At 54.4% G+C, this 13,476-nt stretch carries 13 protein-coding genes and 1 pseudogene; 6 read left to right on the top strand and 8 right to left on the bottom strand.

Annotated features, from left to right (window positions below):
* Position 1 precedes the first annotated feature (1 nt).
* Positions 2–733: a cytochrome c biogenesis protein CcdA gene (locus tag BRW62_RS00850; RefSeq protein ID WP_099797670.1), complete on the top strand. Its 732-nt coding sequence runs from the start codon at positions 2–4 to the stop codon at positions 731–733.
* Positions 734–742: 9 nt separating this feature from the next.
* Here BRW62_RS00850 and BRW62_RS00845 read toward each other — a convergent pair whose 3' ends face one another.
* Both BRW62_RS00845 and BRW62_RS00840 read right to left on the bottom strand, forming a co-directional pair.
* Entirely contained in the window at positions 743–1,177 is a 435-nt protein-coding gene (locus tag BRW62_RS00845) for a nucleoside deaminase (protein WP_099799772.1), read from the bottom strand.
* Positions 1,178–1,325: 148 nt separating this feature from the next.
* Positions 1,326–1,487 (bottom strand): annotated as a pseudogene (locus tag BRW62_RS00840) (IS200/IS605 family transposase); the annotation flags it as partial.
* A gap of 85 nt (positions 1,488–1,572) precedes the next feature.
* On the opposite strand from BRW62_RS00840, the gene BRW62_RS00835 reads away from it, so the two are divergent.
* The 5 genes from BRW62_RS00835 to rfbD all read left to right on the top strand — a co-directional run bounded on the left by BRW62_RS00835 (position 1,573) and on the right by rfbD (position 6,382).
* Positions 1,573–2,862 carry an RNA-guided endonuclease InsQ/TnpB family protein gene (locus BRW62_RS00835; protein WP_099797669.1) on the top strand — a complete coding sequence of 430 codons (1,290 nt, stop codon included), beginning with the start codon at positions 1,573–1,575 and terminating at the stop codon, positions 2,860–2,862.
* 79 nt (positions 2,863–2,941) lie between these two features.
* Positions 2,942–4,021: a dTDP-glucose 4,6-dehydratase gene (gene rfbB, locus BRW62_RS00830; protein WP_099797668.1), complete on the top strand. Its 1,080-nt coding sequence runs from the start codon at positions 2,942–2,944 to the stop codon at positions 4,019–4,021.
* A gap of 42 nt (positions 4,022–4,063) precedes the next feature.
* Positions 4,064–4,951 carry a glucose-1-phosphate thymidylyltransferase RfbA gene (rfbA, locus tag BRW62_RS00825; protein ID WP_099797667.1) on the top strand — a complete coding sequence of 296 codons (888 nt, stop codon included), beginning with the start codon at positions 4,064–4,066 and terminating at the stop codon, positions 4,949–4,951.
* On the top strand, positions 4,944–5,492 hold the full coding sequence (rfbC, locus tag BRW62_RS00820; protein ID WP_099797666.1) for a dTDP-4-dehydrorhamnose 3,5-epimerase: 549 nt from the start codon (positions 4,944–4,946) through the stop codon (positions 5,490–5,492). The genes rfbA and rfbC overlap by 8 nt, the downstream gene beginning before the upstream one ends.
* 8 nt (positions 5,493–5,500) lie before the next feature.
* Entirely contained in the window at positions 5,501–6,382 is an 882-nt protein-coding gene (gene rfbD, locus BRW62_RS00815) for a dTDP-4-dehydrorhamnose reductase (protein WP_099797665.1), read from the top strand.
* A gap of 17 nt (positions 6,383–6,399) precedes the next feature.
* Here the strand turns inward: rfbD and BRW62_RS00810 are convergent, their stop codons facing one another.
* The 6 genes from BRW62_RS00810 to BRW62_RS00790 are packed head-to-tail and all read right to left on the bottom strand — an operon-like array spanning position 6,400 to position 13,414.
* The gene (locus BRW62_RS00810; protein WP_099797664.1) at positions 6,400–6,900 is read right to left on the bottom strand and encodes a chemotaxis protein CheW; all 501 of its coding nucleotides are present in this window, start codon (positions 6,898–6,900) and stop codon (positions 6,400–6,402) included.
* Positions 6,890–9,697, bottom strand: a complete 2,808-nt coding sequence (locus tag BRW62_RS00805; protein WP_099797663.1) for a hybrid sensor histidine kinase/response regulator — start codon at positions 9,695–9,697, stop codon at positions 6,890–6,892. Before BRW62_RS00805 ends, BRW62_RS00810 begins: the two co-directional genes overlap by 11 nt.
* Before the next feature lie 2 nt (positions 9,698–9,699).
* Positions 9,700–12,510, bottom strand: a complete 2,811-nt coding sequence (locus tag BRW62_RS00800; protein ID WP_198406079.1) for a methyl-accepting chemotaxis protein — start codon at positions 12,508–12,510, stop codon at positions 9,700–9,702.
* A gap of 31 nt (positions 12,511–12,541) precedes the next feature.
* Positions 12,542–12,775 carry a chemotaxis protein CheW gene (locus BRW62_RS00795; RefSeq protein ID WP_250644943.1) on the bottom strand — a complete coding sequence of 78 codons (234 nt, stop codon included), beginning with the start codon at positions 12,773–12,775 and terminating at the stop codon, positions 12,542–12,544.
* Positions 12,729–13,049, bottom strand: a complete 321-nt coding sequence (locus tag BRW62_RS14525) for a chemotaxis protein CheW (RefSeq protein WP_250644942.1) — start codon at positions 13,047–13,049, stop codon at positions 12,729–12,731. Before BRW62_RS14525 ends, BRW62_RS00795 begins: the two co-directional genes overlap by 47 nt.
* Before the next feature lie 2 nt (positions 13,050–13,051).
* Positions 13,052–13,414 (bottom strand): response regulator, encoded by a 363-nt coding sequence (locus BRW62_RS00790; protein ID WP_099797662.1) that lies wholly within the window; start codon positions 13,412–13,414, stop codon positions 13,052–13,054.
* Between the last annotated feature and the right edge of the window lie 62 nt (positions 13,415–13,476).

The following is a 13,476-nucleotide window of genomic DNA, read 5'->3' as shown; positions in this document are numbered from 1 at the left end:
CATGAGTGATTTCAGTGTGTACATCTACCAGCTTGAGCAATGGGTAAATCAGTGGGTGATCGGCCAACTTGGTGAGTTAACCCTGCTCAGCCTTGGCGTTGTCTTTCTGGCGGGACTGTTGACCAGCCTCACCCCCTGCACCCTCTCAATGTTGCCCATTACTGTGGGCTATATTGCAGGCTACGCTGCCAGACAAACCAAACAAAAGGGATCAGCCGCACGGCAATCTATCTGGTTTGCCTTGGGCTTGGCCACCACCTTAGCAGGGCTAGGGATGGTCGCGGCGATCGCTGGGCGTATCTACGGACAAGTGGGTTTAGGACTGACGATTGTGGTCAGTTTAATTGCTATTCTCATGGGCTTAAACCTCTTAAATGCACTCCCCCTCAGCTTTCCCCGCAGCCGGTTTCTCGAAGAGCTTCCCGATCGCGTTCCTGCCAGCCTGCAAGCTTACACCCTAGGGGCAACCTTTGGCTTGGTAGCTGCCCCCTGTAGCACCCCCGTATTGGCAACCCTCCTAGCATGGGTGGCCAGCACCCAAAAACTGGTGGTCGGGGCAGGGCTGCTGTTGGCCTATACTAGCGGCTATGTCGTGCCCCTCATCTTGGTGGGCACCTTTAGTAGCACCCTGCAAACGCTTCTGTCACTGCGGCAGTGGTCGAGTTGGATTACGACCCTCAGTGGCGTGCTATTGATTGCCTTTGGGGTTATTTCCTTGGCAATTCGACTTTAGCGGGGAAGTTTACAGTTTCCCAATATCTTCAAACCAGAGGCGGGGATGCTGCGTAATAAAGTCTGCCATCATCTGCTGACACACCTCTAGATTGAGATCAATGACCTCAACCCCATGGCTCTCCATGAAGGCTCGGGCACCCGCAAAGGTTTGGGATTCGCCCGCAATCACTTTTTTGATGCCAAACTGAACCACTGCGCCAGCACATAAATAGCAGGGCATGAGGGTTGAGTAGAGTACGGTGTCAGCGTAGCTGCCAATACGCCCTGCATTAGAGAGGCAGTCAATTTCGGCGTGGAGGATGGGGTTGCCCTGCTGCACCCGCTGGTTATGACCCCGGCCAATAATTTTTCCCTGCTGCACCAGCACCGAGCCAATGGGAATGCCGCCCTCTTGCAGCCCTTGTTTGGCCTCGGCGATCGCCGCCTGCATAAAGTCATCCATAGGACTCTGCTCCACCACCTCTTCTGAGTCTAGCAAAGCCCTTCTACCAGAACAGTGGTGAGTTATAGGAGTGATGTGGGCGGGCTAAAACCCCTCCGCTTTAGCGAGGGGATACAGCCAACTCAGGGGGCTTTAGCCCCTAGTAAGGTCAATTACTCTTGCCCTGAGCTTCAATGTAGCGCTGAATTGTTTCGCTGCTAACATTGCCAGCCGTTGAGACAAAGTAACTGGATGTCCACATGGACGGCAGTTTCATTAATGGATTAGGGAATTCCTGTCTGAGGAACTGTGCAGTTCGCCCCTTAATTCGATGCACTGCGGCTTTTCTGGTAGTCCATAGTTTACCTGTTTGTCTATCTGTGCTACGCTGTAGACAATTGTTGCATAAACTCACCATGTTTGGATGTCAGCAAGTTTTGCTCAACCCCAATAACGAACTTAAGGGGGTGATGGAATTTGTCTGCTCTGAGGCAAACAAGCTAACCAATCAGGGCATCTACTATGCTCGTCAACTGCACTTTAAGACCGGGCAGTGGATTGGCAAGCATAGCCTGAGTTACGAATACAAGACCAGTAAGCACTTCCAAGCTCTTTACTCCCAGGCTGCACAGCAAACCTTGATTTCGGTCTACGAGTCGTTTAAGTCCTACCGAGCATTGTTGAAACTGTGGCGAGGTGGAGAACTGGCAGAGAAACCCAGGATGCCAAATTACCGCAAGAAGGGAGGGTTGGCAGTAGTCAGCTATCCCAAACAAGCGCTGAAGTTGGTTGATGGGATGATCCGGGTTCCGCTGGGGCAGTTAGTGAAAGTGTGGTTTCAGATTGATTCGTTCACTGTCCCCATGCCCTCCAATCTCAAATTTGAGGACATCAAGGAACTGCGGATTCTGCCGCGCAATGGGTGTTTCTACGCTGAGTTTGTCTATCGTCTGAACCCCGTTCAGATTGATGTAGACCCGATGCGGGTGCTGGGCATCGATTCGGGATTAAACAACTGGCTCACCTGCGTCAGCAATGTGGGAACCAGCTTCATTGTGGATGGACTGCACCTGAAATCATTGAACCGCTGGTACAACAAGCAAATTGCCAAGCTGAAAGAAGGTAAGCCTCAAGGCTTTTGGTCAAAGCGACTGGCACAACTCACTGAGAAGCGCAATCGGCAGATACGTGATGCAGTGAACAAAGCGGCTAGGATTGTGATTGACCATTGCACCCGTAACCGGATTGGTCGGATTGTATTTGGCTGGAACCAGCAGCAAAAGGACGGTTCCAACCTAGGCAAGAAGACCAATCAGAAGTTTGTGCAGATCCCAACTGCGAGACTGAAAGAGCGGATTGCTCAGTTAGCGGAGCAGTACGGGATAGAGTTTGTTGAAACTGAGGAGTCGTATACCTCTCAAGCATCGTTTGTGGATGGTGACTTTTTGCCGACATTCGGTGAAAAACCTGATAGCTGGAAGTCATCGGGGAAGCGGACGAAGCGAGGCTTGTTCAGGACTGCTCAGAATTGGTACATCAACGCGGATTGTAATGGCGCTGCCAACATCCTGCGTAAAGTAGCGACGATGCTTGGATTGAGTCTGAGCGGAGTTGGTAGGGGGTCTTTGACTGCCCCCACCCGCATTAAGTTGTGGGTGACAGCTCAAGGGAAAAGGGAAGCAACGCGGCTTCAGCCCGTTGCGTAGCATCCTTTGGGAATCCCCTCTCTTTCAAGGAGGAGAGAAGTCAAGCAAGCCAGAACCTAATGCATTTCTCAACAGGCAGATGATCAAATTCCTCGTGACGGGTGGTGGTGGGTTTATCGGGGCAAACTTTGTGCGGCTAGCCCTCACGGAAGGCTGGGGAGCGGTGCTGAACCTCGACAAGATGACCTATGCCTGCCATCCTGGCACGCTGGCCATGCTGCGGCGGTACCCCAACTACCAGTTTGTGCATGGGGATGTGGGCGATCGTGCCCTTGTGGCCGACCTGTTACAGACCATTCAACCCGATGCCGTAATCCATTTTGCCGCAGAAAGCCATGTGGATCGCTCTATCAACAGTCCTCAAGATTTTATTCAAACCAATGTCGTAGGCACCGCCAACCTCCTAGAAGAAGTTAAGGCTTACTGGCAGCAGCGACCGAGCAGGGAGCAAGACACCTTCCGCTTTATTCATATTTCTACCGATGAGGTCTATGGCAGCCTTGGCCCCACAGATCCGCCGTTTCGGGAAAACACCCCCTATGCCCCTAACAGCCCCTACGCCGCCTCGAAAGCTGCCTCAGATCACCTTGTACGCGCCTACCACCACACCTATGGTCTCCCCACGTTGACCACCAACTGCTCCAATAACTACGGCCCCTACCAATTTCCCGAGAAACTCATCCCCCTAATGATCTGCCAAGCCTTGGCGCAGCAGCCTCTGCCTATCTACGGCGATGGCCAAAATGTGCGGGACTGGCTCTACGTTGAAGATCACTGCCGTGCGGTTTACAGGGTGTGGCAAAAGGGGCAACCGGGGCAAACCTACAACATTGGCGGCAACTGCGAAAAAACCAACCTTGAAGTGGTGCAGACCCTCTGTGACCTGCTACAAACTCGGTACCCCCAGCCCAATGTCAACTATCACAGTTTAATTACCTTTGTTGGCGATCGCCCCGGCCATGATCGTCGCTACGCCATTGATGCCAGTAAGATTCAGCAAGAACTCGGCTGGCAACCGCAGGAAACCTTTACCAGTGGCCTCACCAAAACGGTGGAATGGTACCTCAGCCACCAAGACTGGGTACAGGCAGTGCGCACCGCCGACTATAGCGCTTGGCTGGCCAGCCACTACGGCAGCACCTTGAGCGCGCCCCATTAACATCTGCTGCTGCCCAGTGGAAAGCGTCTCTCGGAGGTAGTGATGAAAGGTATTATTCTTGCGGGCGGTTCTGGGACACGGCTGTATCCCCTCACGCAGGTGGTCAGCAAGCAATTGATGCCCATCTACGACAAACCCATGATTTACTATCCCCTCTCTATCTTGATGCTGGCGGGGATCCGTGACATTCTCATTATTTCCACCCCGGAACACCTGTACCTCTTTGAGAAATTACTGGGAACAGGGTCTCAGTGGGGGCTGTCCCTGAGCTATTGTGTGCAGCCAAGCCCCAATGGCTTAGCCGAAGCCTTTTTGCTGGGGCGTGACTTTCTGCAGGGATCGCCTGTCTGTCTCACCTTGGGTGATAACCTCCTCTACGGCCATGATCTGCCGCAAAAATTACAGCGGGCTGCGCAACTGAACCACGGTGCCTTGATTTTTGGGTATCGGGTTGCCAACCCACAACAGTACGGCGTCATTGAGTTTGATAGGATGGGGCGCGTGCTAGATATCGAAGAAAAGCCAGCAGTGCCCAAGTCCAACTACGCGGTACCCGGAATTTATTTTTACGATGCTCGCGTCTGTGATTTGGCGGCACAACTTCAACCCTCTGCCCGTGGCGAATTGGAAATTACAGATTTGAACCGTCTGTACCTTAAACAAGGCGATCTCAGGGTAGAGATGTTGGGGCGGGGCTATGCATGGCTAGATACGGGTACCCATGACCTGTTACAGCAGGCCAGTAGTTTTATCCGCACCCTCGAAGAACGCCAAGGGGTAAAAATTGCCTGCTTAGAGGAAATTGCCCTCTTGCAGGGCTATATTAGCCCTGAGCAGCTTTACGAATTGGCGCAACCGCTGCGCAACAGTAGCTATGGCCAATACCTGCTACAGGTGTGGGCCGAGGTCACAGGAGACACCTATGCTTAAGGTACAGCCCCTTGCCATTCCAGAGGTGCTATTGCTAGAACCGCAGATCTTTCGCGATCAGCGCGGCTTCTTCTTTGAGAGTTTTAATCAGCGGGCGTTTATGGCGGCAACAGGATTAGAGGTCAATTTTGTCCAAGATAATCATTCTGCATCTCAGCAGGGGGTATTGCGCGGGCTGCACTATCAACACCAACAACCTCAAGGCAAGCTCATCCGGGTGATTGAGGGAGAAATTTTTGATGTGGCGGTGGATCTGCGGCAATCCTCCCCAACCTATGGCCAGTGGGTGGGGGTTTGGCTAAACGCCGAAACCCATCATCAACTGTGGATTCCTGCCGGGTTTGCCCATGGTTTTTGGGTGAAGTCGGCAACGGCTCAGGTGCTCTACAAAGCAACAGATTACTACAACCCAGGAGATGAGCATACCCTGCTGTGGAACGATCCGACCGTGGCAGTTGACTGGCCCCTGAGCGGTGAGCCGCTCCTCTCGGCTAAGGATCAGCAGGGGAAACCCTTTGGGTGCGTGCCACACTTTGCCTAGGAGGCACTATGCGGATCATGATTTTGGGGGCGATGGGGCAGGTGGGCTGGCAGTTGGTGCAGCAGGCTCCGCCTCAGATAAATGTCATCCCCGTCGCTCGCCAAGGAACTGCGGTGACGTTCGATCTGGCGGATCTAGAGGCAATTCCGAGCTTCCTGCGCGCTCATTGCCCCGATGTGCTGATCAATGCAGCGGCCTACACCGCAGTGGATCAAGCGGAGCAGGAACCTGAGCAGGCTCAGCGAATTAATGGCACGGCAGTGAAGATATTGGCACAGACCATGGCTGAACTGGGGGGAGTACTCGTTCACTACTCCACAGACTATGTGTTCGATGGCCAGCAAGCGGTACCCTATCGGGAAACGGATGCTACGGCTCCTATTAATGCCTACGGCTACAGCAAGTGGTTGGGGGAGCAGGCGATCGCCACCGTCAATGCTAACTATCTAATTTTGCGCACCAGTTGGGTCTATGATGTCCGCGGCAAAAATTTCCTGCGTACCATGGTACGGCTTGCGCAAACTCGTCCGCTAGTGCGGGTTGTGGCGGATCAAGTTGGAACGCCCACCGCCGCCAGCTTCATTGCCCGCCTCACCTATCAACTGCTGCTGCTGCAGGCAAGGGGACTGTATCACCTCACCCCCCAAGGCAGTACCAGTTGGTACGGCTTTGCCCGCAAAATTTTTGACTACCTCAAAGCTCAGGGCTATGCCACTGCCACACTGGAAGCCATTCCCAGTCGTGACTATCCGACCGCGGCACAGCGCCCAGCGTTCTCCACCCTTAACTGCGAGAAAGTCACAGCGGTGTTAGGGGCGCCCTTACCACACTGGGAGCAGGTTTTAGAGTCGATTCTGGTACAGTTGAACCCCGCAAGCTGTCTTGATTAAGCCTTAGTTTTGGCACGTTACAGGGTCTTGAGAGAGGCTAGCACCTGGGGCACATCCACAATAAAGATGGGGGGCAGATTGGGGTCATTAGTGCTGCTGACCATTAGGGAGCTGACGTGGTGAATATTGCCCCAATGCAGATAGTTTTTGGGAATGGGATGGATGTGGTCTTGGGGAACCCGCTCAATAATTGGCGGATCCACGAGCGGAAAGCCTAGCCACTCGCCTGCAAGGTCTGGCTGCAAAATCAGCAAGAACTTGAGTTTCTCGGTTTCAGCCGCAGACAACGGCTCGGCAAAGAGGCAGCGGCCAATCTCAATCACTAAAATTTCGCGATCGCCATGATTGACCAGACCCACCCCCCGGCGAGAGCGATCGCCGTAGATGGGAGGCAGGGGAATGACGCGATTGGCTTGTGCCATGGGCACGGCAAACTGTTCCTGACGGATCAAAAACGTCAAGAACTGCTCCATGACAACGGGCTGAGGTTGGCGACGGCGACGGGTTTTAAGTACCATGGCGAATCAACTGGGCAAGGGTTTCTAGGAGTTCTGCCTCGCGGAAGGGTTTACTGAAGTAGGCCGCTGCCCCCAGATGCTGCGCTAACTGGCGGTGTTTTTGTCCGGTGCGGGAGGTGAGGATCACCACCGGCACGTTGTGGCAATGGGGAATGCGTTTAATGTGCGCCAGCACGCCAAAGCCATCCAGCCGCGGCATTTCAATGTCGCTGACCAAGGCATTCACCTGTAAGCCCGCCTCTAGTTTATCAATGGCATCTTGGCCATCCTTGGCTTGCTCAACGTGGTAGCCTGCTTTTTCTAAGGTAGTGGCCAAGAAACGCCGCACATTTACCGAGTCATCAACAACTAGAATTGTGTCTTGGGTCGAGAGGGGCAACGCGTCGGTGGTGCGTAAGGGGCGATCGCGCCCCTTCTCAAACCCATCGAGGAGAGCCAGCGGGTCGATCAAGGGCACAATGCGACCATTTCCTAAAATCGTGCAGCCACTAAAGCCGTGGGGTAACGCCAAGTCACTATCGACGTGCCGGATTGTCACCTCCTGCTCGCCCCAATAGCGATCCACCTTGACCGCAAGAGCCATGTCTCCTTGGGCAAGAATCATCAGGGTGGGGTCGTTAATGATTGGGGTGCCTTCTGCCTCAACAGGACGATAGGGACGGGAAAACTGAAAGTACTCATCAAGCGCCACCACTGGGGTCATATAGCCTTCCCAGTCAATGAGGGGGTGGCCAAGGGTTTCAACTGGTGAATACTGATCCGCTAAGACCATCTCGGCCACGGCTTCTGTTGGTACAGCCAGCAACATATGGGCAGCCTCCACCAGCAGCACCCGTACAACGGAAAGGGTGTAGGGAATTGTAATCGTAAAGGTCGTCCCTTGATTGGGTGTACTGTTGATGTGAATGTCGCCCCGAATCTGCTTGAGGTTGGTACGCACCACATCCATCCCAACCCCCCGCCCCGATAAATTCGACACCTGAGTTGCGGTGGAAAAGCCCGGCTCAAAAATCAGCTCGAACAGATCGCGATCGCTGGCGGTAGCCAGCCATCCTGCGGGCACCCCAAGACGACTGGCAGTTTGGCGAATTTTCTCAGGGTTAAGGCCGCGGCCATCATCGGCCACTGTAATCACGGTTTGGTTGCCGCGATAGGCGGCCTTGAGCAAAATTGTACCTGTCGGCGGCTTGCCAAGCGCCTCGCGCTCCGGTGCGGGTTCAATGCCATGGTCAAAGGCATTGCGCACAAGGTGCATCAGCGGATCCGCAAGCACGCTCAGCACCGTGCGATCAATTAGGATGTGACTGCCTTCAATGACAAGATCAACTGTTTTGCCATGCTCTTGACTCAACTCGCGAATAACGCGGGGATAGCGATTGGCCAGATCCGCAAAGGGGCGCATCCGTACTTGGGTAAAGCGCACTTGCAGTTGCTTGGCGGTGCGATTGAGATCACGGCTCGTGCGCTCGGTATCCTCAAGGCCAAGATCAAGATCGCTGGTAATCTCCTGAATTTGAACAATGGTTTCCATCACCTCTTGGGAGAGAAGATGCACATCGGTATAGCGATCAAATTCAAGGCTGTCAAACCCATGCTGAGCCTGAGCACTAATCGGATGGGTGGCACCAACCGTCCCACTGACGCGATCGTACTCAGTGCGCAAACGAAAATTTGCCTGCTCAAGGAGGCGCACCTTTTGCTTTAAGGTATCGAGTAATCGGTGCAGACGGGTACGCTGGAGGTCTAGGCCATTGCACTCAATCAACAATTCCCCCAGCAGGTCGCTGATCACATCAAGGTGATGCCCCGCCACGCGCACCGTCATTTCCCTCGGCTCTTGGGTGTCCGGCTTAGGTGGGGCACTCACGACAGTGGGAGCTGGGGCAGTGGAGGGAACAGGTGGCTCTAGTGAGGGTAGCACATCGTCCAAGGAGAAGCCGTTGACCTCGGCACTGGCAAAGTCCTCGACCCCAAGTTCTTGGTTGAGGTCGTCTAGACCCAGATCAAACACCGTTTGCTCCTCAGCCTCCTCGGGCAGGTCTAGGGTCAAGGCTGTTGGTAATGCCTCTAGTTGCCCGGTGAGCACAAGGGCTTGGCACCGTCGCCACTGTTGGATAATGCTGGCAGCCATGGCAGAAATATCGCACTCAGGCTGAGCCAAATAGTCGCTAACGGTGGCACAGAACTGGGCAAACTGAGGGATCTCTAGCATCTGCCCTAGGCCTTCTAGCTCTTGGCTGGCGATCGCCATCTCTTCCTTGAGACAGGGCTGCTGGGGGTCTTGAATCACCGCCTCTAAGCGTTGCAGGCACGCCTCGACTTCAGTTTCAAAGAGAACCACCCGCATGGCATGGCCATCATCACCACTCAGCAGTGACAGTTCATCCTCTGCCTTCGGATCGCCCAGTCGCTCATGAAGCTGGTTAAAAATTGGCTCAGCTTGGGTATGCAGCCATGCGGCATTTGGCTCCAGTCCTTGCCGATTGAGGACAATCACCGATTGCAATTGATCCACTGCCCGCAGCAGCAGGTGCTGGGTCTCAGCATCGTCACAGGGGCGCGATCGCAGCACCTTAAAAAAATCCTCAAGGCGATGCGCCAAGTCACTGAGGAGCGTAAAGCCCATCATGGCTGCGCCACCCTTAATCGAGTGGGCTGCGCGCAACACCCCATCAATGACTTGAGTGCTAGGTGTGGCGCCCAGTTCTAGAACTCCTGCCTCAATGGTTTGTAGGTAGTCTTGTGCCTCCTCTAAAAACTGCAAGCGAACGGCTTCGTCAGGGCCGAGTTCCAGCATTGCTACACCTCAGAGCTGACCTTAAAGATGTTGACTGAGGTTTGTAACTCCTGCGCAGCAGCCACCGTATCTTGCAAGGATTCGGAAATATGTTTCGATGTGGCGGACATCCCCTCCGACACCTTGGCAATATCGTGCATCAGGGTATTCACCGTATTCGAGGTGCGCGACTGGGAGATAGTAGCTTGGGAAATCGACTGCACCAACTCATCAATGTGCTGCGACACCTGCACAATCTGCTCAAGGTTTTCCTTGGTCACTTCCACTAAACGGGTGCCTTCCACCACCTGAGCGGTGCCGGTTTCCATGGCGCGTACCACCTCGTTTGTTTCCTGCTGAATCGTTTCCACAATTTGCTCAATTTCGCGGGTTGCCGCCGCCGATCGCGCTGCCAGTTCCCCCACCTCTTCCGCAACCACCGCAAACCCACGGCCTTCTTCGCCCGCCCGCGCCGCCTCAATACTGGCGTTGATGGCCAAAAGGTTCGTTTGCAGCGCAATTTGGTTGATCAGGGAGATCACCTTGGAAATCTGTTGCGAGGATTCCCCGAGCCGTTTGACTTTTTTGGCGGTCTCGGCGACAGTTTCGCGCAGATGCAGAATACTCTGCACCGTTTCATCCATGGTTTCCCCACTGCTGAGGGCGCGCTCTGAGGCTTGCCGCGCCACATCCGCTGCTTGGTTGGCACTGTCGGCCACCAATTGGATCGAAGTGGACATTTGCTCCACCGCCTCTAGCATCCGTTTCACTTTCTTGGCTTGGCGCAACGACTCCTCGGCCAACTGCTTCATGGCAGCCTCATCATCCATGAGCTGAGCGTTCACCTTTGCGGTGGTGGCCTTCACTTGCACCACCACGTCCCGCAGGCTCTCAATCAGGGAGTTAAAAATATCGGCAACGGTGCCAATTTCATCGGCGGTGATGTCTGCCCGTACCGTCAAATCCCCTTGGGAGGCGGCCTCCACCTCGCTCAGCAAGTTGATGAGCTGCGATTGAATCCGTTCGGTGAGTGCACGCTGCTCTTGGGCAAGGCGTTCAGCATTTTGCTGGGCAGCGATGGTTTGAGCCAGAAAGTTAGCCCGCTCCAACACCAGACCTGCTTGGGTGGCAAGCTGCTGGAAAAAGTCAATTTCTACTTGCTGCCAAGAGCGCGGTTCGCTGCACTGATGGGCAATCAGGAGGGCAATTAACTTCTGCTCTACCCGTAGGGGCACCACTAGGTTGGCACGAACCTTGAGGGGGGCAAGTTGCTTGAGGTGGCACTCTGTTAAGTTGGCCTTGAGAATATCCGCGGTGGCTTGAATACGGCCATTGGCATAGGCTTTGACCCAATTTTGCCGGAAGCACGGATCATCAATCACCTGATTAAGGGCTTTGGGCCACTCGCGACCAACCGACTCTGCAACGACTGTGCCGATGTAATTGTCATCAAACTCATAGACAATCACCCGATCACACTGCAAGCTTTCGCGGGCATCGTCCACAAGGGTCTGGAGAATGGCGGGACGATCCTGCTGCTGGGCAAGCCGCAAGGAAATATCCCGCAGTTGCTGCGCTCGCCGAGCGTTAGCCGTTGCTTGTTCAAGGGAGTCCTGTAGCTGCTCAGCCATTTGGTTAATGGTGCGCCCCAAGGTTGCAAGTTCGTCATCGCCCTGCACTGGGATGCGGGTGTCCAGTGCCCCTTGGCCAATTTGGGTCACTGCTTTGGTCGCTTGCAGTAGGGGCTTGAGGGCGCGGTTGCTCAGGTAGATGGCGATCGCCCCTGCTACTAGGGCAGTGCCCCCCATCCCCAAAAGTAGCGACCACGTCAGGTTTTGCAGTGGCCTGAGGGCGTAGGCTTCATCGGTACTCAGAACAATGCTGGCAAAGGGCTGTGAGATGCTTGTAGAGCTAACCATTTGCGATCGCCCGTCAGACTGCCGTTTTTCAGTGAGGGTATTGGCAGCTTCCGTAGCCTGTCGCTCAGCCAGTTTGGGAAATACGCTCTGCAGCGACTGACCCTGTAATTCCGGTAGCGAGGACGCAAAGATTGTCCCGCCTGGCTCCACGAGGTAAAATCCGTGATGATCGCCTTGGCCATAGGTTTTCAAAAACTGATCAATACTGCTTTGGGGTACCCGTAAGCGCAGAACCGCAGTGATTTGATTGGTCTGAGGGTTGATCAGCGGTGCCGCTACAAACATCCCTAAGGGACGATCCGGCAACGAAAGGGTTGGCTCAACGGTGATCACCGGCCCACGGGTTTGAATGGCGAGCTTAAAGTACTCGTGATTCTGTAGGATGTTATTTGCTAATCTATTCCCCGCTGCGGATTGTGCCATCACTGTGCCACGGCCATCATTGGCAATAATTGCGGCACTGTCGTAGGCGGGGTAGGCATCTAAAAACTGGTTGAGCACCTGCTGTAGGGGTTGCCGCTGCCCGGCCTGTAGTTCGCTGCCGTAGCGAGTGCTGAATAGAGACGACAGCACCCGAATATCGCCACGGCGATCGCGCAAAAACGCCTCAAACTGGATTGCGGCACTTCTAGTGCCCTGCTGCTGTAGCTGTAACACTTGCTGGCTGAGTTGCTGGCGCGTCACTTCATTGGCCGTGAAGCCCACCACCGCCATGGGTAGGGTTGCCAGAGCCACGGCAGTTGTAATCAACTTTGGCCGCAGTCCCCACTGCTTGGGCTTAGGGGGCGGTACTGGTTCTTTGCTGAAGTGCTCCTGCGGTGTTGACGCTGGCTGCTCTGGCAGCGGTGGTAACTGGTAGTTCATCACCGAGGGGGGCAGTTCAGGCACCTCTACGGGCGGTTTAGCAGTGGTCATGGTTCACACATCCTAACGGCAAAATAGTCAACTATCCAGCATCAACAGGAGTCATCGCCCCGAGGGGCGCACTGGCGATCGCCTGAGCATCGAGCACGAAACACATCTGGCCGTCCACCAGACAGCACCCTTTCAGATAGGGCACCAAAGCCGCACTCACGGTACCCACCGGCGACTGAATCGTTCCGGGAGCTAGACGTAAAATGCCACGGACATCGCTAACGGCAACACCTAGCCGTTTTTTCCGATAACCGTATGAGGGCAACGGTATAGTAGGGGCAATCGCTGCTGAGGGGGTCTAGCCCCAATAACTGACCCAGATCAATAACCCAAACCACGCGGTTGCGGTAGTTCAGCAAGCCCATCACTAGCCCCGGCATATTGGGCATCACGGTCAATTGGTCAGGGGCAACGACCATCACCTGTTGGGCATCCACCATGGGAACTAATGCGGTGAGGCGATCGTTCACGATGAGCCGTAGATAGGCATCGCTCCCGCTCAGACCCTTAACATGAACATCAGCAACTGCTTGGGTCATAGCTAAACCACCACTGATTTCAACGCCCGCAACAAATCCTCGCGACTAAAGGGCTTCGTGATGTAGGCATCTGCTCCCTGCTTCATTGCCCAGAGACGATCCAACTCCTGATTTTTGGACGTACACACAATAATCGGCAACTTTTCAGTCTCCGGATTTTTCTTGAGACTACGGCAGAGTTCAAAGCCACTCATCCCCGGCATAACCACATCGGTGACCACAACATCCGGCTTGTACTGCGTCACTTTTTGTAGTGCCTCCTTGGCATCTGTTGCTGAAATGACCGTATAGCCGCTGTCCTTCAAAAACGAGGCAATCAAAGCCATTTCTGAGGGGGTATCTTCCACAACCAAGACCGTACTCATGCCGCCTCCCAAAAATCAATAAAAACCATCAGTAAATGTCAATATACAGTGGTCAGGCAATC

It is taken from the genome of Thermostichus lividus PCC 6715 (assembly GCF_002754935.1).
Classification (GTDB): Bacteria; Cyanobacteriota; Cyanobacteriia; order Thermosynechococcales; family Thermosynechococcaceae; genus Thermosynechococcus; species Thermosynechococcus lividus.
Note: the sequence above shows the minus strand (reverse complement) of the source record. Positions and strands in the feature narration are given on the sequence as shown.

What these genes read in the sequence shown, in the direction of transcription:
- BRW62_RS00850 (WP_099797670.1), top strand. Translation starts at nt 2, where the DNA reads ATGAGTGATTTCAGTGTGTACATCTACCAGCTTGAGCAATGGGTAAAT.
- BRW62_RS00845 (WP_099799772.1), bottom strand. Translation starts at nt 1,177, where the DNA reads ATGGATGACTTTATGCAGGCGGCGATCGCCGAGGCCAAACAAGGGCTG.
- BRW62_RS00835 (WP_099797669.1), top strand. Translation starts at nt 1,573, where the DNA reads ATGTTTGGATGTCAGCAAGTTTTGCTCAACCCCAATAACGAACTTAAG.
- rfbB (WP_099797668.1), top strand. Translation starts at nt 2,942, where the DNA reads ATGATCAAATTCCTCGTGACGGGTGGTGGTGGGTTTATCGGGGCAAAC.
- rfbA (WP_099797667.1), top strand. Translation starts at nt 4,064, where the DNA reads ATGAAAGGTATTATTCTTGCGGGCGGTTCTGGGACACGGCTGTATCCC.
- rfbC (WP_099797666.1), top strand. Translation starts at nt 4,944, where the DNA reads ATGCTTAAGGTACAGCCCCTTGCCATTCCAGAGGTGCTATTGCTAGAA.
- rfbD (WP_099797665.1), top strand. Translation starts at nt 5,501, where the DNA reads ATGCGGATCATGATTTTGGGGGCGATGGGGCAGGTGGGCTGGCAGTTG.
- BRW62_RS00810 (WP_099797664.1), bottom strand. Translation starts at nt 6,900, where the DNA reads ATGGTACTTAAAACCCGTCGCCGTCGCCAACCTCAGCCCGTTGTCATG.
- BRW62_RS00805 (WP_099797663.1), bottom strand. Translation starts at nt 9,697, where the DNA reads ATGCTGGAACTCGGCCCTGACGAAGCCGTTCGCTTGCAGTTTTTAGAG.
- BRW62_RS00800 (WP_198406079.1), bottom strand. Translation starts at nt 12,510, where the DNA reads ATGACCACTGCTAAACCGCCCGTAGAGGTGCCTGAACTGCCCCCCTCG.
- BRW62_RS14525 (WP_250644942.1), bottom strand. Translation starts at nt 13,049, where the DNA reads ATGACCCAAGCAGTTGCTGATGTTCATGTTAAGGGTCTGAGCGGGAGC.
- BRW62_RS00790 (WP_099797662.1), bottom strand. Translation starts at nt 13,414, where the DNA reads ATGAGTACGGTCTTGGTTGTGGAAGATACCCCCTCAGAAATGGCTTTG.